The following is a 17,527-nucleotide window of genomic DNA, read 5'->3' as shown; positions in this document are numbered from 1 at the left end:
ACAATCGATCTTCCACGCACACCGGACATTCGCGGCTGCGCCGCACTCCCCCATCATGCAAACGCAGACCCATCCGCTGATTTCCCCCGCCGTCGGTACCGAACGCCAGATCACGAGCTTTCACTACGGCCCGCGCGGCGGCAAGAAGGTCTATATCCAGTCTTCGCTGCACGCGGACGAACTGCCCGGCATGCTGGTCGCCACGCTGCTGCGCCGCAAGATCGCCGCGCTCGAGACGGCCGGCAAGCTGCGCGGCGAAGTCGTCATCGTGCCCGTGCCGAACCCGATCGGCCTGTCGCAACACGTGTTCGGCGATCACCTCGGCCGCTTCGAGCTCGGCTCGATGCAGAACTTCAACCGCAATTTCTACGATCTCGCGGCGCTCGTGCTGCCGCGCGTCGAACACCGCCTGACTCACGACGCGCAACACAACCTCGTCGCCGTGCGTGCCGCGATGCGCGAAGCGCTCGACGAGCAGAAGCCGCGCACCGAGCTCGACTCGCAGCGCCTCGCGCTTCAGAAACTGTCGTTCGACGCCGATATCGTGCTCGACCTGCACTGCGACAGCGATGCGGTGATGCACCTCTACACGAATCCCGATCTGTGGCCGGACGTCGAGCCGCTGTCGCGCTACCTCGACGCGCAGGCGTCGCTGCTCGCGCTGAATTCGGTCGGCAACCCGTTCGACGAGATCCACAGCTTCTGCTGGTCGGACCTGCGCAACCGCTTCGGCGATCGCTTCCCGATCCCGAACGGCGCGATTTCCGTCACGATCGAGCTGCGCAGCGAGCGCGACGTGTCGTACGAGTTCGCCGAAAAGGACGCACAGGCGATCGTCGAATACCTGACCGAGCGTGGGGTCGTCGACGGCACGCCGGCGCCGCTGCCGCCGCTCGCGCATCCGGCCACGCCGCTCGCGGGCACCGATCCGCTCGTCGCGCCGGTGTCGGGCGTGATCGTGTTCCGCACGCCGGTCGGCGTGATGATCGAGGCCGGCCAGGCCGTGGCCGACATCGTCGATCCGCTGACCGATCGCGTCGTCACGCTGAAGAGCAGCGTGTCGGGCGTGCTGTACGCGCGCCAGATCGTGCGCTTCGCGACGGCCGGCATGGAAGTCGCGCGGATTGCCGGCGCGACCGCGATCCGCACCGGTTCGCTGCTGTCGGCCTGAGCGGCCGGCCCGCGCGCCGGCGCACGGCGCGCATCGCGCTCACCCGCCCGCACCAACGAAATCGCCCGCTTGCGCGGGCGATTGGCTTTCCGGACCGTCGATATCCGGCCATCCGGTACGTGAAAACGTTCAGAACGCCGGTATGATCGCGCCGCCGAACTTCTGGTCGATGAACTTGCGCACGTCGTCCGATTCATAGGCCGCGACGAGCTTCTTCACCCACGGCTTGTCCTTGTCCTGCGCGCGCACCGCGATCAGGTTCGCGTACGGCCCGCGCAGATCCTCGATCGCGATCGCATCCTTCACCGGCGTGAGCCCGGCCTTCACCGCGTAGTCGGTGTTGATCGACGCGGCATCGACGTCGGGCAGCGCGCGCGGCAGCTGCGCGGAATCAAGCTCGACGATCTTGATCTTCTTCGGGTTCTCGGCGATGTCGAGCGGCGTCGCGTTCACGCCGTTCGCGCCGACGCCCGCCTTCAACTTGATCACCCCGTACTTCTGCAGCAGCAGCAGTGCGCGGTTGCCGTTCGACGGATCGTTCTGGATCCCGACCTTCGCCCCCACCGGCAAGTCCTTCAGCGACTTGAGCTTTTTCGAGTAGAAACCCATCGGCGCCGTGTACGTGAGCCCGACGTTGACGATCTTGTAGCCGCGCTGCTTGATCTGGCTGTCGAGGAACGGCTGGTGCTGGAAGCCGTTCGCGTCGAGATCGCCGGAATCGAGCGCCGCGTTCGGCTGCACGTAGTCGTTGAATTCGATGACCTTGATCGCAAGACCTTCGCGCGCGGCGACCTTCGTCACCTCGGTCCAGATCTGGGCGTCGGGGCCGCTCATCGTGCCGATTTTCAGCGTTTGCGGGTCGGCGTGCGCGCCGGGCGCCGCGAATGCCAGCGCGGCGGCGAGTGCGCCGAGGCCGGTCAGGAATGAACGTCGCATGGTGTCCTCTGTCCCGTGTCGTTTGTTGGAACACGGATCGTGGCATGGGGCCGGAACGCCGCCAACCAAGCTTATTTCATGTGCATATTCCCGATTCCGATCGAATCTCAGTCTGAATCGGTATAACCACCGACTATACAAGCGGGCAGAATTCAGTGTCGCATCGACGCCACAGATTCTTCATATGACAGTCGCTGTCATATTCATTACGTGGCCCCTCGATAAAGTTGCCGCCGGTCCGTGAAAGCGCCCATAGAGAGCGCCGGAACCGCAACTGGACACGCCATTCATTCGCTCGGAGAACCCTTTGAACAAGAAACTGTTGACCATCGCCGCTCTGGCAGCAACGGCCGGCACGGCGCACGCACAAAGCAGCGTGACCCTGTACGGCGTCATCGATGCCGGTATCAGCTACGTGAACCACAGCAAGACCGCCAACGGCGGTACGGGCAAGCTGTTCAAGTACGACGACGGCGTTGCCCAGGGCAGCCGTTGGGGCCTGCGCGGCACCGAAGACCTCGGTGGCGGCCTGAAGGCGATCTTCGTGCTCGAAAACGGCTTCAACAGCGGTAACGGCACGATCGGCCAGGGTGGCGCGATCTTCGGCCGCCAGGCTTACGTCGGCCTGAGCCAGTCGCAATACGGCACGGTCACGTTCGGCCGCCAGTACTCGTTCTCGACCGACATCCTCGGCTCGAACTACTCGACGGGTGGCAACACGGTCGCGGGTAACTACGCGTACCACGTGAACGACCTCGACCAGCTCACGTCGAGCCGCATCAACAACGCCGTGAAGTTCCAGAGCGCGAACTACTCGGGCTTCACGTTCGGCGCGTTGTACGGCTTCTCGAACTCGACGGACTTCGCAGGCGCACCGGCGACGACGACGGGCACGACGACGACGGCAGGCTCGTCGCGCGCATACAGCTTCGGCCTGAACTACGCGAACGGCCCGATCTCGGTCGGCGCGGCCTACACGGACATCCGCTTCCCGAGCCAGTCGACGCCGGCCTTCTCGACGACGATCGCGAACATCGCGACCGGCAACGTCCGCGACCTGCGCACGTACGGCGTCGGTGGCCGCTACGTCTGGGGCCCGGCAACGGCATGGCTGCTGTGGACGCGTACGCAGTTCTCGACGGTGTCGGGCGCGGGCGGCACGTTCTACAACGCGTATGAAGCAGGCGCGAAGTACGCCTTCACGCCGGCGCTGTCGGGCGGCCTCGGCTACACGTACACGAACGCGACGCAGAGCGGCAATTCGTGGCACTGGAACCAGGTCAACGGTATCGCCGACTACGCGCTCAGCAAGCGTACGGACGTGTACGGCCTGGTCGTGTACCAGCAGGCATCGGGCAAGGGCGTGCAAGCGCAGATCGGCTCGAGCACGAGCTACTTCAACACGTCGGGCACGGGTTCGAAGAACCAGATCGCCGCACGTATCGGCATCCGTCACAAGTTCTAAAGCATCCGCTTAACTCGCGGATCACGACGGCAAGAAGCGCCCCGCTCCACGCGGGGCGCTTTTTTATGTGCTTTTAAGTTTCGCTTAATTCTGGGCTGAGAGGATGCTCTCACCCCCCCTGTTGGCCGCCTGAACATCGGCGGCTTTTTTTTTGAACCGCCGACGGCGCCGCCATCGATTGCCCACAAGACAGGATCGGAGGCCATGATGATCGAAGATACCGTTTTCAGCCATCTGCACGCGATTCTGACGTGCCAACACTCGATGCCGGTCCAGAGCTGCCGCGTATCGGTCGAAATGCAGCGTCCGTGGGGACGGCCATATCGTCTCGTCGAATGGACGATGCATCTCGACGCGCCCGCGCGGCGCCAGATCGTGCCGGCCGAGTCGACCGACGAAGAGATCGCCGAGGTCGTCGCCTCGCACGTGCCGGGCCGGCTTTACGGCGACGGCCGCCTGCAGTTCTGAACGCCTTCCCGCTCCATCCGCTTCCCCGGTTTCGCCCGCGCCGCACCCATCGTGCGGCAGTCGGTCTCGTTTGATGCCGCAACGAAACCTGCTACGCTGCGCGTTTTCGTCCACGCGACACACGATGGAAAACGCATTCAACGAACGCGGTGTGATGATCACGCGCAACGGCCTGTCGGCCGCCGGGCAGGTATTCGCACTCCGTGACATCCGCCAGGTCGACGTCGTCAAGATTCCGAAGAACCGCCTCGTACCGTCGCTGATCTCGCTGATCGGCGCGGCCACCGCCGTCGCAGGCGGCATCGCCGGATCGAGCGCCGCGCTCGTCGTCGGCGTGATGCTCGTCGTGGTCGGCTATCTCTCATGGGCCACGCAGGACGTCACGTATCGCCTGATGGTCGAGATGCCCGACGGCAAGCGCGAAGCGCTGTCGAGCGTCGACGTCGAGTTCGTCGAACGCGTCGCGCAGGCCGTGCGCGATGCGCAGGCTGCGAAAGCGGCCGGCTGATTCCGTTCGCCTCCCTGCACGCTTCGATTCGCGGTGCTCCGGCCACGCGTGGCGCGTTTCGCGCCGCGCAACGGCAGCGTCGATTACCCCGTCGAATCGCATTCCGCCTCCTCGTCGCCCACACCGCGCCTGCGCTGCGACCGCCGACCGCCTAGTATGGAAAGAGCGGCTCGCCGCCGCATCGTCCGATGGAGGCCAGCATGAACGTCCAGACGCTGTCCGGCACGCTTCGCGCGCAGGAACTGCTGATCGTGTCGATGATCCGCGCGCTTCCCCCTGACGCACGCCGAGTGCTCGTGGACCTCTACACCGAACAGATCGCGTTCGCCGAGCAGGCCGGCCTCGAAAGCCACGGCGATCGCGCGACGCACGACGCGTTCATCACGCATGCGCGCAACCTGCTGATCCGCATCGAAGCGCTGGCCTAGGGCCCACGTTTTTCCCGAATTTCCCGCCGTGGCCCGGCCCGGGCCGCGCAGGTAAGCGCTCACCCACGCGAGCCGCTTTCCATCCTTGTATTGATAATAATTCTCATTTACACTGGTAAAGTTATCAGTTGCCTTTCAATTCGCCGCTCGCTGCCTTCCGTGCGCGGGCGGGCCAGCCAGGTGAACGCGTCACCCAGCCAGCCTTCGGGCTTGTTTTCGTCAATGGGAGACCACCTGTGCATTGCTATACGCTGGCGCGGCGGCCGATCTGTGCCGCGCTGTTCGGCGCGTTCGGCCTGTCCGCCGCCACGGCTCACGCCGATTCGACGCCGCAAGGCGCCAACCCGCCTGCCGCCCTCCTCGTCGCCGCGTCCACGCGCGGCGATGCTGCGCTGCTCGATCCCGTCACCGTGACGGCCAACCGCACCGCCACGGCTGCGAGCCGCACGGCGGCGTCCGTGTCGGTGATCACCGACGAGGATCTGGAAGAACAGCAGGCCACCAACATCAAGGACGCGCTGCGCTACGAGCCGGGCGTCACCGTGCGCCGCACCGCGTACCGGCCCGGCAGCGCCGCGCTCGGCGGCGGCCGCGACGGCGATTCGAGCATCAACATCCGCGGCCTCGAAGGCAATCGCGTGCTGCTGATGGAAGACGGCATCCGCCTGCCGAATGCGTTTTCATTCGGCCCGCTCGAGGCGGGGCGCGGCGACTACGCCGATCTCGACACGCTCAAGCGCATCGAGATCCTGCGCGGGCCGGCGTCGGCGCTGTACGGCAGCGACGGCCTGACCGGCGCGGTGAACTTCATCACGAAGGACCCGCGCGACCTGCTGTCGATCTACAACAAACCCTATTACTTCTCGTTCCGGCCGAGCTACGACTCGGCCGACCGCAGCGTCGGCGCGACCGTGTCGGCCGCGAGCGGCAACGATCGCGTGCAGGGGATGATCATCGCCGACGGCCGGCGCGGCCACGAGGTCGACACGCGCGGCGGCAACAACTCGGCGAGCACGCTGCGCACCACGTCGAACCCGCAGGACGTCTATTCGGAATCGCTGCTCGGCAAGCTCGTGCTGACGCCCACCACGCGCGACACGATCAAGTTCACCGCCGAAACGGTGCAGCGCCGCGTGAGCACCGACGTGCTGTCGGCGATCAGCCCGCCGACCACGCTCGGCCTCACGACCTACGACCGGCTCGAGCGCAACCGCTTCAGCGCCGACTACGACTTCCACGACGACGCGTTCCGCTGGTTCCAGACCGCGCACGTGCAGTTCTACTACCAGGACGCGAAGCAGGACCAGTACGCGTTCGAGACACGCGGCCGGGCGGCTTCGCGCTCGCGCGACAACCAGTACAAGGAGCGGACGTTCGGCGGCTTCGCGTTCGCCGAAAGCGGCTTCGCCACCGGTCCGTTCGCGCACAAGCTGCTTTACGGCGTCGACGGCAGCGTGTCGCGCGTGACGAACATGCGCGACGGCACGGTGCCGGGCGTCGGCGAGGCGTTCCCGAACAAGGCGTTCCCCGACACCGACTACACGCTGTTCGGCGCGTTCGTGCAGGACCAGATCGGCTACGGGCGCCTGCTCGTCACGCCGGGCCTGCGCTTCGACACGTACCGGCTGAGCCCGACCGAGAACGATCCGCTGTTCACCGGCAAGGCCGTGTCGACGAGCGCGAACGAACTGTCGCCGCGCGTCGCCGTGCTCTACGAGATCACGCCCGCGGTCATTCCGTACGTGCAGTACGCGCACGGCTTCCGCGCGCCGACGCCCGACCAGGTGAACAGCAGCTTCTCGAACCCGGTGTACGGCTACACGTCGATCGGCAATCCGAACCTGAAGCCCGAGACGAGCGACACGTTCGAAGCGGGCCTGCGCGGCAAGGCCGGCACCGGCTACGGCGTCGTGCGCTACAGCGCCGCGGCCTTCACGGGCCGCTACCGCAACTTCATCTCGCGCACGACGATCGCCGGCAGCGGCCGGCCAACCGACCCGTTCGTGTTCCAGTACGTGAACTTCGCCGACGCGCGCATTCACGGCCTCGAAGGCCGCGCCGAATGGGTGATGCCGAACGGCATCACGCTGAAGACGGCGATGGCGTTCACGAAAGGCTCGACGCAGAACGACGGCGCGGCCAGCCAGCCGCTGAACACCGTCAATCCGTTCTCGGCCGTGTTCGGCGTGCGCTACGAGCCGACCGAGCGCTGGTACGTGCAGACCGACCTGCTGTTCCAGGCCGCGAAACGCGACAAGGACATCGACAAGTCCGACTGCTCGAACAAGGCATGTTTCTCGCCGCCGTCGTCGTTCGTCGTCGACCTGCGCGGCGGCTACCGCTTCAACAAGCACGTGAGCGCGACGATCGGCATCCGCAACCTGTTCGACCGGAAGTACTGGAACTGGTCGGACGTGCGCGGCATCGCAGCCGATTCGCAGGTGCTCGATGCCTATACGTCGTCCGGACGCACGGTCGCCGTCAGCATGAAAGTGGATTTCTGATGCGCGCCGCCCGCGCTGCCACCCCAACCGTTACTTGAAGGAGTCCGACATGATGCAATCCGCCCTTCCCGGTCAACCGGCCACGCCGGCCCGCGCGGCCGCCGCGCTGCGCGACGCGTTCATCAAGCTCAAGACCGAGCGCCAGTTGCGCAACCGCGACGTCGCGCAGGCACTCGGCGTCAGCGAAGGCGAGGCGCTCGCCGCGTTCGTCGGCGAGCACGTCGTGCGGCTCGACGCGCGCTTTCCTGAGATGTTCGAGGAAATGCCGCGCCTCGGCCGCGTGATGGCGCTCACGCGCAACGATACGGCCGTTCATGAAAAGGATGGCGAATATGCGCAGATGAGCCACGACGGCCCCGTCGGGCTCGCGCTCGGCGATATCGACCTGCGCATCTTCTATCGTCACTGGGTATCGGCGTTCGCGGTGCGCGACGAGACCGCGCACGGCCCGCTGAAGAGCCTGCAGTTCTTCGACGCGCAGGGCCATGCGATCCACAAGGTCTACCTGCGCGCGCACAGCGATCATGCCGCGTACGACGTGTTCGTCGAGCGCTGGCGTGCGCCGTCGCAGGAGCCGGGCCTCGACGTCGCGCCCGCCGCGCCGAAAACGCCCGAGCGCGCCGACACCGAGATCGACGTCGCCGGCTTCCGCGCCGCGTGGGACGCGATGACCGACACGCACCAGTTCTTCGGGATCACGCAACGCTTCGGCGTAAGCCGCATGCAGGCGCTGCGGCTCGCCGAGCCGCAATACGCGTACCCGGTCGAAACCGCGCATGCGTTGCGCCACGTGCTCCAGCAGGCCGCGCAGAGCGGCCAGCCGATCATGGTGTTCGTCGGCAACGCGGGAATGATCCAGATCCATACGGGCCCCGTCGCGAACGTGCGCGAGGTCGGCGCATGGATCAACGTGCTCGACCCGGGCTTCAACCTGCACGTGCGCGAAGACCTGATCGCCGCCGCGTGGGTCGTGAAGAAACCGACCAGCGACGGCATCGTCACGTCGCTTGAACTCTTCGACCGGCAGGGCGACCACGTCGCGCTGCTGTTCGGCGAGCGCAAGCCCGGCAACGTGGAACGCGACGACTGGCGCGCGCTCGTCGCGACGCTGCCGGCCGCGGCACGCGGGGGCGCACGGTGAGCGCGCGGCCGTTCGATCCGCGCCGCCGCGCGCTGCTGGCGAGCGCGGCGGCCGGCGCGCTCGCGGGCGCGCTGCCCGGCAGCGTGCTCGCCCAAAGTGCGCAAGCCGCGCCGAAGCGCGTGGTCGTGATCGGCGGCGCACTCGCGGAAACCGCGTTCGCGCTCGGCGGCGCGGAATCGCCGCGCTACCGGCTTGTCGGCGCCGACACGACCTGCACGTACCCCGACGCCGCGAAGCGGCTGCCGAAGGTCGGCTACCAGCGCGCGCTGTCGGCCGAGGGGCTGCTGTCGCTGCGCCCCGATCTCGTGCTCGCGTCGGCGGAAGCCGGCCCGCCCACCGCGATCGCGCAAGTCAAAAACGCCGGCGTTGCCGTAACGACGTTCGATGAACGCCACGACGTCGAATCGGTCCGCGCGAAGATCACGGGCGTCGCGCAGGCGCTCGACGTGCGCGACGCGGGTGCCGCGCTGCTGCAACGTTTCGACCGCGACTGGCAGGCCGCGCGCGATGCGGTCGCTGCCCGCGCGCCCGGCGGCGCGCAGCCGCCGCGCGTGCTGTTCGTGCTGAACCATACCGGCAACCAGGCGCTCGTCGCCGGCCAGCGCACGGCCGCCGACGCGATGATCCGCTACGCGGGCGCGCGCAACGCGATGCAGGGCTTCGATCACTACAAGCCGCTGACGACCGAGGCGCTGGCCGCCGCCGCGCCCGACATCGTGCTGATCTCCGACGAAGGGCTCGCGGCCGTCGGCGGCCGCGCCGCGCTGCTCGCGACGCCCGGCTTCGGCGCGACGCCGGCCGGCCGCGCGCAGCGCGTGGTGGCGCTCGACGCGCTGTTCCTGCTCGGCTTCGGCCCGCGCCTGCCGCTCGCCGTCACGACCCTGCACCGACGCCTGTCGGATGCGCTCGCCTGATTCCGGACTGCCCCGATGCCCGCTCACGCTTCGCCCTTCCCCGCATCGTCGCCCGCGTCAAGCGCCGGCGCCGCGCGCATCGGCACGTCGCGCCGTTTCGCGCCGTTCGCGCTGGCTGCGCTCGCCTGCCTCGTGTGCGCGATGTCCGTCGTCGCGCTGTGCGTCGGCGCCTATCGTATTCCGCTCGCGGAAGCCTGGGCCGCGCTGACCGGAGATGCGGCCGCGCAGCAGGCGCGCGCGGTGCTGTTCGACATCCGCGCACCACGCGTCGCGCTCGCGCTGCTGGTCGGCGGCGGCTTCGGCGCGACCGGCGCCGCGATGCAGGCGCTGTTCCGCAACCCGCTTGCCGATCCGGGGCTCGTCGGCGTGTCGAGCGGCGCCGCGCTCGGCGCGACGACGATGATCGTGCTCGGCCCCGCGCTCTTTGCCGCGCACGTGAGCACGACCGCGTTGCCCGTCGCCGCGTTCGCGGGCGCGCTCGCGGTTGCCGCGCTCGTCTACCGGCTCGCCGCATCGCGCGGCCGGCTCGCACTGCCGCTGCTGCTGCTCGCCGGCATCGCGATCAACGCGCTGGCCGGCGCGGCGATCGGGCTCCTCACGTTCGTCGCCGACGACGCCCAATTGCGCTCGCTCACGTTCTGGAGCCTCGGCAGCCTCGGCGGCGCGCAATGGTCCGCACTGGCAGCCGTCGCGCCGTGCGTCGCGATCGGCGGTGCGCTGCTCGCGCGTGAACGCGACGCGCTGAATGCCTTGCAGCTCGGCGAAACCGAGGCACTGCACCTCGGCGTGCCCGTGCAGCGGCTGAAGCGGCGCGTGCTCGTCGCGGTCGCGCTCGCGGTCGGCGCGCTGGTGTCGTGCGCGGGCATCATCGGCTTCATCGGGCTCGTCGCGCCGCACTGCGTCCGGCTCGCGTGCGGCCCCGACCAGCGCATCGTGCTGCCGGGCGCCGCGCTGCTCGGCGCGCTGCTGACGCTCGCCGCCGATCTCGCCGCGCGCACGGTTGCCGCGCCCGCCGAAATTCCGCTCGGCGTACTGACCGCGCTGCTCGGCGCACCGTTCTTTCTCGCGCTGCTGTGGAAGAGCCGCGGCGCGCTCGGCGGCTAACCCTTCTGTTACGACGACCATGCTGACCGCCCATCACCTCGACGTCGCCCGTCGACACAACGCGATCCTGCGCGACCTGTCGCTGTCGATCGAACCCGGTCGCGTGACCGCGCTGCTCGGCCGCAATGGCGCGGGCAAGAGCACGCTGCTGAAGACCTTCGCCGGTGAACTCACCGGCGGCGTCGCACCGAACGGCGTGCGCGTGACCGGCGACATCACGCTGAACGGCGAACCGCTCGCGCGCATCGACGCGCCGCGGCTCGCGTGCCTGCGCGCGGTGCTGCCGCAGGCCGCGCAGCCGGCATTCCCGTTCAGCGTCGACGAAATCGTGCTGCTCGGCCGCTATCCGCACGCGCGGCGCAGCGGCGCGACGTCGCATCGCGATCGCGAGATCGCGTGGTGCGCGCTCGAACGCGCGGGCGCGAATGCGCTCGTCGGCCGCGACGTCACGACGCTGTCGGGCGGCGAACTCGCGCGCGTGCAGTTCGCCCGTGTGCTCGCGCAGCTGTGGCCCGATGACGAAGCGGCGGAAAGCGGCCCGCGCTACCTGCTGCTCGACGAGCCGACCGCCGCGCTCGATCTGTCGCATCAGCACCGCCTGCTCGAAACCGTGCGTGCCGTTGCACGCGAATGGCAGCTCGGCGTGCTCGCGATCGTGCACGATCCGAATCTCGCCGCACGGCACGCGGATACGATCGCGATGCTTGCCGACGGCACGATCGTCGCGCACGGCACGCCGCGCGACGTGATGACGCCGGCCCATATCGCGCGGTGCTACGGATTCGCGGTGAAGATGGTGGACACCGGCGACGGTGCGCCGCCGGTGATGGTGCCGGCGTAGCGCGGGCGTGTGTCGCATGAGCATTGCGTCTCGCGATGTCATGCTTGATCGATCGCGACGACTTTCACAACGCATCATTCGCGCTTCGCGCATCCCTTCAAGGAGACTCACGTGCCGCTTCCGATGACCCGCGTCATCCTGTACGCCCAGGACGTCGCATCGCTCAAGTCGTTCTACCAACGGTATTTCGATCTGCCTGTCATCGAGGAAATCGAAAACGAGTGGGTCGTACTCGGCGCAGGCACCGTCGAACTCGCGCTGCATCTCGCCGGCCCGGCGTTCCGCCACGCGGTGACCGCTCACACGGACGCGCGCGCGGAAAACCGCCACGTGAAGTTCGTGTTCTCGATCGGCCAGGCCATCGGCACGCATCGCGACCGGCTGGCCCGCAGCGGCGTGACGGTGCGCGATCTCAAGCGCCATGGCGGGTTCGCGTACACGATGTACGACGGCATCGATCCGGAAGGCAACGTCTTCCAGGTAATGCAGGCCGACTGACTGTCCGTTCGGCCTCGTCCGGCGCTGCGCGGACGGCAAGCCTCCCGGCTCAATGCTCGAGATCCGCCGCGCCGAACGTCCGCATCTTCCAGCCGAGCCGCACGGCGAGCATCCGCATCGAGAATCCGGCCGCCAGCGCGACGATCGTCGCGAACCCCGCATCGATGCCGAGATGCTGCATCCCGACATAGAGCCCGCCCGTAACGAACGCGACGCTCGCATACAGCTCCTCGCGCAGGATCAGCGGCATCTCGTTGCACAGCAGGTCGCGCAGCATCCCGCCGCAGACACCCGTGATCGCGCCGGCCAGCACAACGATGATCGGCGCGGTGCCCGTCGACGCGCCGACGTCGCAGCCGATGATCGTAAACGCCGCGAGGCCGATCGCATCGACGGTGACGAACAGCGTCTTCATTCGCGTGACATGCCGTGCGGCCCACGACGCGACGGTCGCCGCGACCAGCGTGATCACCAGGTACTCGGGATGTGCGATCCAGCCGAGCGGATAGTGGCCGAGCAGCACGTCGCGCACGGTGCCGCCGCCGAGCGCCGTCACCGCACCGACGAGCGCGAGCCCGAAGCGGTCCATCCCGCGGCGCATGCCCATCAGCGCTCCCGACATCGCTTCCGCGACGATTGCAATCAGATAAAGCGTATGCATGGTGCGCGTCAATCATCCGTCCGGAACAGGTCGAGCACGCGTTCGCGCTCGGCCGCATCGACCGCCGCAGGCATCGGCTCGACAGGTTTGCCGTCGTTGCCCGGCGCGTCGGACGCACCGGCCGCCGCCGCAGCCCCGCCGCACGCGAAGCGGCTGCGGATGTACGACGGCACGTCGGCCGTGCACGCGCCGCGCGTGTATTCGGCGTAGACGAAGTCGCCGTCGACGAGCGCGACGTCCTGCGGCGGCGTTGCCTCGACCGGCGTACGCCCGTCGACGGCCGTCTTCATGTAGTCGAGCCAGACCGGCAACGCGAGCGACGCACCGGTCGCACGCCCCATCGGGCGCGGCGTGTCGTAGCCGAGCCATGCGACCGCGACGATGCCCGACGAGTAGCCGGCGAACCACACGTCCTTCGACCCGTTCGACGTGCCCGTCTTGCCGGCCGTGTCGTCGCGGCGCAGCGCAAGCGCGCCGCGCGCGGTGCCGGACTTCACGACGTCGCGCAGCATGCTGTCCATCATGAAAGCGTTGCGCGCCGACACGATGCGCTCGCCTGCCGGCGCCGTCGCCTCGTACATCGCGCCGCCGTGACGCTGCTTCACCGACAGGATCAGGCGCGGCTCCATCCGCGTGCCGCCGTTCGCGAACACGCTGTACGCGCTCGCCAGTTCGAGCGGCGTCACGGCGCCCGCGCCGAGCGCGAGCGGCAGCGACGCCGGATTGCGCTGCGCGTCGAAGCCGATGTGCACCGCGTGCTGCTGCACGTAGCGCGCGTCGGTGGCCTGCATCAGGCTGACCGCCACCAGGTTCTTCGAGCGCATGAGCCCGCGCCGCACCGGAATGAAGCCCTCGTAGTGGTTGGCGAAATTGCGCGGGCGCCACGGCCGCGCGCCGGTTTCCTCACGCGTGAGCGTGCGCTGCGTATCGTCGACGAGCACGCCCGGGAAGTAGCCCTTTTCCAGCGCCGCCGAATAGACGAACGGCTTGAAGCTCGAACCCGGCTGGCGATACGCCTGCAGCGCATGGTCGAACACGTTGCGGTTGAAATCCGCGCCGCCGACGAGCGCGAGCATGTCGCCCGTTGCCGCATCGAGCGATACCAGTGCGCCTTCGAGCCCGTTGCGCGCATCGCGCTTCGCGCGCGGCTGGCGGCTCAGCGTGCGTGCGAGCGATGCTTCGGCCGCGCGCTGGTCGCGCATCGAGATCGTCGTCGTCACGTCGAGGCCGAGCGTATAGGCATCGTCGTGAAAACGCTCGACCATCATCCGGCGCGCGCGCTCGGCGACGTACGGCGCCGCGATGATCCCGGGCGGCGGCGTGGTGGCCAGCGCGATCGGCGCGTCGACGGCCGCGTGATACGTCGCGTCGTCGAGCTGGCCGAGCGCATGCATCCGGCCGAGCACGTAGTTGCGCCGCGCGGTCGCGCGTGCCGGATTGACGACCGGGTTGAACGCGGACGGCGCCTTCGGCAGCCCCGCGAGCACGGCCGCCTCGCCCGCGCTCAGCGCGTCGAGCGGCTTGCCGAAATACACGTTCGCGGCCGCCGCGAAACCGTACGCGCGCTCGCCCAGATAGATCTCGTTCATGTACAGCTCGAGCAGCTTGTCCTTGCTGTATTCGCGTTCGAGCTTGGTCGCCATCAGGATCTCGGCGAGCTTTCGGCTCAGCACCTTGTCGCGCGTCAGGTAGAAGTTGCGCGCGACCTGCATCGTGATCGTGCTGCCGCCCTGCCCCGGCTGCCCGGTCACGACGTTCGCGAACGTCGCGCGCGCGAGGCCGTTGAAATCGACCGCGCCGTGCTGGTAGAACTTCGCGTCTTCGGCCGCGAGCAGCGCCTGCCGCATCAGCGGCGGGATGCGTTCGAGCGGCACGAACTCGCGCCGCTCGACGCCGTATTCGGCCAGCAGGTCGCCGTCGCGCGAGAAGATCCGCAGCGGCAGCGCGGGGCGGTACACGGCGAGGTGCTCGACGGACGGCAACTGCGTCCAGATGCGCTGGATCGTCCATGCGCCGATGCCCGCGCATGCGACCGTCAGGCCGAGCAGCGCGCCCGCGAGCGTGCGCCACACGCGGCGACGGCGTGGCGGCGGCGGGGCGGGTGGCGGCGGCGGGGATGCGGTGTGGTCGGTCAAGTCGGGCTCCTTCTTCGATGCTGCGACGGCCGGTGCGCGAGCGGCACCGACTGGTCACGAAAGGCGCGCATTGTCGAAGGGATGGCGCGAAACCGGAACATTCTTTAGCCAAAGTTTGGCTGGCTAAATTTTATTTAGGAAAGTACGCGTGGGCCGTTCAAGTCGCGTCTGCGACCGCGTGACGCACCGTTGGACGAACCGTGCTGCGCGCGCGCCGGTTCGGCGGTAGCATCGTGTGATGTTCGATCGATACCTGGGCCTATGGGGCCTCGTTCCCGACGGCGGCCCGATCCTGACCGCGAGCGGCGGCCTGCTGCCCGTCGTCTGGCAAGCGCGGCCGGCGATGTTGAAAGTCGCTACCTGCGACGAAGAGCGTCGCGGCAATGCGCTGATGACCTGGTGGAACGGGCAAGGCGCCGCGCAGGTGTGGCTGCACGACGGCGATGCGATTCTGCTCGAACGGGCGCAGCCGGCGCCGACGCTGGCCGGTTTTTCGGCTTCAGGCCACGATGACGACGCGATTCGCATCGCCTGCGGCGTCGTCGAGCGACTGCATGCGCATCGTGCGCCGGAGCCGCCTTCGGTCGTGCCGCTGCACGACTGGTTCCATGCGCTGCTGTCGGATGCTTCCGGCAGCGACGTGCTACACCACTCGGCAGCGGTCGCGCGCCAGCTGCTCGCCGGGCCGCCTGTCGATGAAGTCGTCCTGCACGGCGACATCCATCACGGCAACATCCTCCATTTCGGCGATCGCGGCTGGCGTGCGATCGACCCGAAGGCGCTGCGCGGCGATCGCGCGTTCGACTACGCGAATTTGTTCTGCAATCCCTCGCACGATATTGCGGTCGATCCCGTGCGCTTCGAGCGGCGTGTCACGCTGGTGGCCGAGGCGGGGAAGCTTGATCGCCGCCAGCTGCTGCAGTGGATACTCGCTTGGTCGGGTTTGTCGGCGGTGTGGCTGATCGAGGACGGCCTGTCGCCCGATACGCGGCTGCAGGTCGCAACGCTTGCGGCGATCACGCTCGGCCTGTAGTGGTACGCACCGACCACGAAAACGAGGTTCATCGCGAATTCCCTGAGCATGCGGGGAAAGCCGGCTGCTCTCGACCATCGTCGGCCGTTCGTCCAGTTGTGCCGTGGGGCGCCGGATCCGCCGGTTCAGCACCGGACAGCGGACGCTCACCGAATCAATGGCGACATATCATGCGCGGCCAAAGTCGAAAATTACGTCTCCCTTACCCTCTTGTCGGGCGCCCCGCCCAGCCAACCGGAATCGGCCATGAAGTTTCATCCGCGTTTCCGCCGCCACGGTCAAATTCCGGTTGCCGATCTTCGACGCCACGAGTCTCTTCTCACCGGAATTTCGAGCAGTCGATATTGCTCAATTCCACATATGAAAATTTCACAACGTGCATTGTTGCCTGCGACCCTTTCAGCGTTTTTCAAGGAAATGTAAAAGGATTCGGCGCGTCGATCGCGACTCGATGGAAATAGTAACAATACGGCATCCCCCCTGTCCGGGTGAGCCACGCCCGGGTCGAACCCTTCGCCGCGCCCATTTGTCGCACTTGCCCTTCTTTGCATTTCGTTACAAGTCGGGTTGATTCGTTGCGGACACATCCCGTAAATTTTGCGGGTCGTCCGGCGGCATCCGGCAGTTGGGCGATGTTTCATTCTGCCTATCACGCCATGCCGGATACCGACAGTTCGCCATCCGACCCTGCAAGCCCGCACACCGTGCGGACTTCAGCGGTCGAACTCGCAATGAGTATCGATTCGACTGTAAGCAGTCCGACAGGACCCCGACGCTCCGTAATCGGGTCGCCGAGTCGTTCTTTTCATGCATGACTTAAGCCGGCGTAACAGCAGGATTCGTTGTCTTATTTTAATACTTTAATCGCACTCCTAATTTACTGAGGAGAATCAACCGGGTTTTTGACGGTACAAATTAAATTTGCGCATTGCGCGAACGAGGACAGAAAAATGGAATTCGTACGGTTGGGTATTGTCTTTATTCATCTCATCGCCTGCTGTGTCGCGATTGGTCTCGTGCTGACCAGTGACATTGCGATGGTCAAGCGGCTTTTGGATTCCGACGCACCCGAGGATCTTGACCAGGTCCACCTGGCCAGTCTGCAGCGCACCGTCACGTTGGCGCTGACGGTGCTCTGGATCACCGGCATTGCGATCATTGCGTTCGACATGCGGACTCAGGGCCTCACGTACCTCCACAATCCCAAACTACAGGCCAAGATCGGCATCGTCGCCTTGCTGACCTTCAACGGTATCGCCTTGCACTCGATGGTCCTCCCGGCATTGCAAAAAGTGGGCTCCTTGCTGGACCTTTCCTTTGAACGGCGTATGGTTGCCATTTTCGCTGGCGTGATTTCCGCAGTGTCGTGGTTCTATGCGGCGATGCTGGGCGTCGGGCGCCCATTGAGCTGGAAGTATTCGTTGTTCCAGATCCTGGCCGCTTACCCTGTACTGATTGCCGGCGGAATCGCCACCATGTTGTTCATCACGGCACTGGCGAAATCCAGGAAGCCCCTTGAACAGCAGCACACCGAAAAGATCGCAGCTTATTGATCGCCGACACCCGAGGGATGCGTACGACTCGCGGCAGTATGCATCCCGTTGCCCCGCAATCCGCGCTTCGGCTGGAGCGGGATCGCGGATTCCCGGACGCAGGCGACGCGCTCGGCGGTCATGGTTCCCCGGAAGCGGCCGGAGGCACTGCACGGGCCTGAAGGGCG

17 protein-coding genes are annotated in these 17,527 nt (G+C 67.1%); 14 read left to right on the top strand and 3 right to left on the bottom strand.

Features of this window, described 5'->3' with window-relative positions:
* The first annotated feature begins 55 nt into the window (after positions 1 to 55).
* The gene (locus CFB82_RS19320) at positions 56 to 1,171 is read left to right on the top strand and encodes a succinylglutamate desuccinylase/aspartoacylase family protein (protein WP_069252629.1); all 1,116 of its coding nucleotides are present in this window, start codon (positions 56 to 58) and stop codon (positions 1,169 to 1,171) included.
* Positions 1,172 to 1,300: 129 nt separating this feature from the next.
* Here the strand turns inward: CFB82_RS19320 and CFB82_RS19315 are convergent, their stop codons facing one another.
* Complete coding sequence (locus tag CFB82_RS19315; RefSeq protein WP_089448551.1) at positions 1,301 to 2,107, bottom strand: MetQ/NlpA family ABC transporter substrate-binding protein; 807 nt, start codon at positions 2,105 to 2,107, stop codon at positions 1,301 to 1,303.
* Between the two features lie 307 nt (positions 2,108 to 2,414).
* Between CFB82_RS19315 and CFB82_RS19310 the strand changes: the two genes are divergently transcribed.
* The 10 genes from CFB82_RS19310 to CFB82_RS19265 all read left to right on the top strand — a co-directional run bounded on the left by CFB82_RS19310 (position 2,415) and on the right by CFB82_RS19265 (position 11,978).
* Positions 2,415 to 3,572 carry a porin gene (locus CFB82_RS19310; protein WP_069252631.1) on the top strand — a complete coding sequence of 386 codons (1,158 nt, stop codon included), beginning with the start codon at positions 2,415 to 2,417 and terminating at the stop codon, positions 3,570 to 3,572.
* Positions 3,573 to 3,779: 207 nt separating this feature from the next.
* Complete coding sequence (locus CFB82_RS19305) at positions 3,780 to 4,040, top strand: DUF2866 domain-containing protein (RefSeq protein ID WP_011353838.1); 261 nt, start codon at positions 3,780 to 3,782, stop codon at positions 4,038 to 4,040.
* Positions 4,041 to 4,164: 124 nt separating this feature from the next.
* Positions 4,165 to 4,548, top strand: coding sequence for a DUF6232 family protein (locus tag CFB82_RS19300; RefSeq protein ID WP_089484872.1), 384 nt, complete (start codon positions 4,165 to 4,167; stop codon positions 4,546 to 4,548).
* Between the two features lie 200 nt (positions 4,549 to 4,748).
* A complete protein-coding gene (locus tag CFB82_RS19295) occupies positions 4,749 to 4,976 on the top strand; it encodes a hypothetical protein (RefSeq protein ID WP_069253056.1) in 228 nt (75 codons plus the stop codon).
* 236 nt (positions 4,977 to 5,212) lie between these two features.
* Positions 5,213 to 7,480 carry a TonB-dependent hemoglobin/transferrin/lactoferrin family receptor gene (locus CFB82_RS19290; RefSeq protein WP_089484871.1) on the top strand — a complete coding sequence of 756 codons (2,268 nt, stop codon included), beginning with the start codon at positions 5,213 to 5,215 and terminating at the stop codon, positions 7,478 to 7,480.
* A 49-nt stretch (positions 7,481 to 7,529) separates the two neighbouring features.
* On the top strand, positions 7,530 to 8,621 hold the full coding sequence (locus tag CFB82_RS19285; RefSeq protein WP_089484870.1) for a hemin-degrading factor: 1,092 nt from the start codon (positions 7,530 to 7,532) through the stop codon (positions 8,619 to 8,621).
* Entirely contained in the window at positions 8,618 to 9,535 is a 918-nt protein-coding gene (locus CFB82_RS19280; RefSeq protein WP_089484869.1) for a heme/hemin ABC transporter substrate-binding protein, read from the top strand. The genes CFB82_RS19285 and CFB82_RS19280 overlap by 4 nt, the downstream gene beginning before the upstream one ends.
* A 15-nt stretch (positions 9,536 to 9,550) precedes the next feature.
* Positions 9,551 to 10,639 (top strand): FecCD family ABC transporter permease, encoded by a 1,089-nt coding sequence (locus tag CFB82_RS19275; RefSeq protein WP_089484868.1) that lies wholly within the window; start codon positions 9,551 to 9,553, stop codon positions 10,637 to 10,639.
* A 19-nt stretch (positions 10,640 to 10,658) separates the two neighbouring features.
* Positions 10,659 to 11,480, top strand: a complete 822-nt coding sequence (locus tag CFB82_RS19270) for a heme ABC transporter ATP-binding protein (protein WP_089484867.1) — start codon at positions 10,659 to 10,661, stop codon at positions 11,478 to 11,480.
* A 111-nt stretch (positions 11,481 to 11,591) separates the two neighbouring features.
* Positions 11,592 to 11,978, top strand: coding sequence for a VOC family protein (locus CFB82_RS19265; RefSeq protein ID WP_089484866.1), 387 nt, complete (start codon positions 11,592 to 11,594; stop codon positions 11,976 to 11,978).
* 49 nt (positions 11,979 to 12,027) lie between these two features.
* Here the strand turns inward: CFB82_RS19265 and CFB82_RS19260 are convergent, their stop codons facing one another.
* Both CFB82_RS19260 and CFB82_RS19255 read right to left on the bottom strand, forming a co-directional pair.
* The gene (locus CFB82_RS19260; protein WP_089448558.1) at positions 12,028 to 12,639 is read right to left on the bottom strand and encodes a trimeric intracellular cation channel family protein; all 612 of its coding nucleotides are present in this window, start codon (positions 12,637 to 12,639) and stop codon (positions 12,028 to 12,030) included.
* 8 nt (positions 12,640 to 12,647) lie between these two features.
* Complete coding sequence (locus CFB82_RS19255; RefSeq protein ID WP_089484865.1) at positions 12,648 to 14,774, bottom strand: penicillin-binding protein 1A; 2,127 nt, start codon at positions 14,772 to 14,774, stop codon at positions 12,648 to 12,650.
* Positions 14,775 to 15,012: 238 nt separating this feature from the next.
* Here CFB82_RS19255 and CFB82_RS19250 point away from each other — a divergent pair, with 238 nt between their 5' ends.
* The 3 genes from CFB82_RS19250 (at position 15,013) to CFB82_RS19245 (ending at position 17,360) form a co-directional block, all read left to right on the top strand.
* Positions 15,013 to 15,807, top strand: coding sequence for an aminoglycoside phosphotransferase family protein (locus CFB82_RS19250; RefSeq protein ID WP_089484864.1), 795 nt, complete (start codon positions 15,013 to 15,015; stop codon positions 15,805 to 15,807).
* A gap of 246 nt (positions 15,808 to 16,053) precedes the next feature.
* Entirely contained in the window at positions 16,054 to 16,230 is a 177-nt protein-coding gene (locus CFB82_RS43285; RefSeq protein WP_179255418.1) for a hypothetical protein, read from the top strand.
* 527 nt (positions 16,231 to 16,757) lie between these two features.
* Positions 16,758 to 17,360 carry a hypothetical protein gene (locus CFB82_RS19245; RefSeq protein WP_089484863.1) on the top strand — a complete coding sequence of 201 codons (603 nt, stop codon included), beginning with the start codon at positions 16,758 to 16,760 and terminating at the stop codon, positions 17,358 to 17,360.
* Positions 17,361 to 17,527 lie beyond the last annotated feature (167 nt).

Origin of the sequence: Burkholderia sp. HI2714 (genome assembly GCF_002223085.1) — a bacterium.
In the GTDB taxonomy this organism is placed as follows: Bacteria; Pseudomonadota; Gammaproteobacteria; order Burkholderiales; family Burkholderiaceae; genus Burkholderia; species Burkholderia lata_D.
Note: the sequence above shows the minus strand (reverse complement) of the source record. Positions and strands in the feature narration are given on the sequence as shown.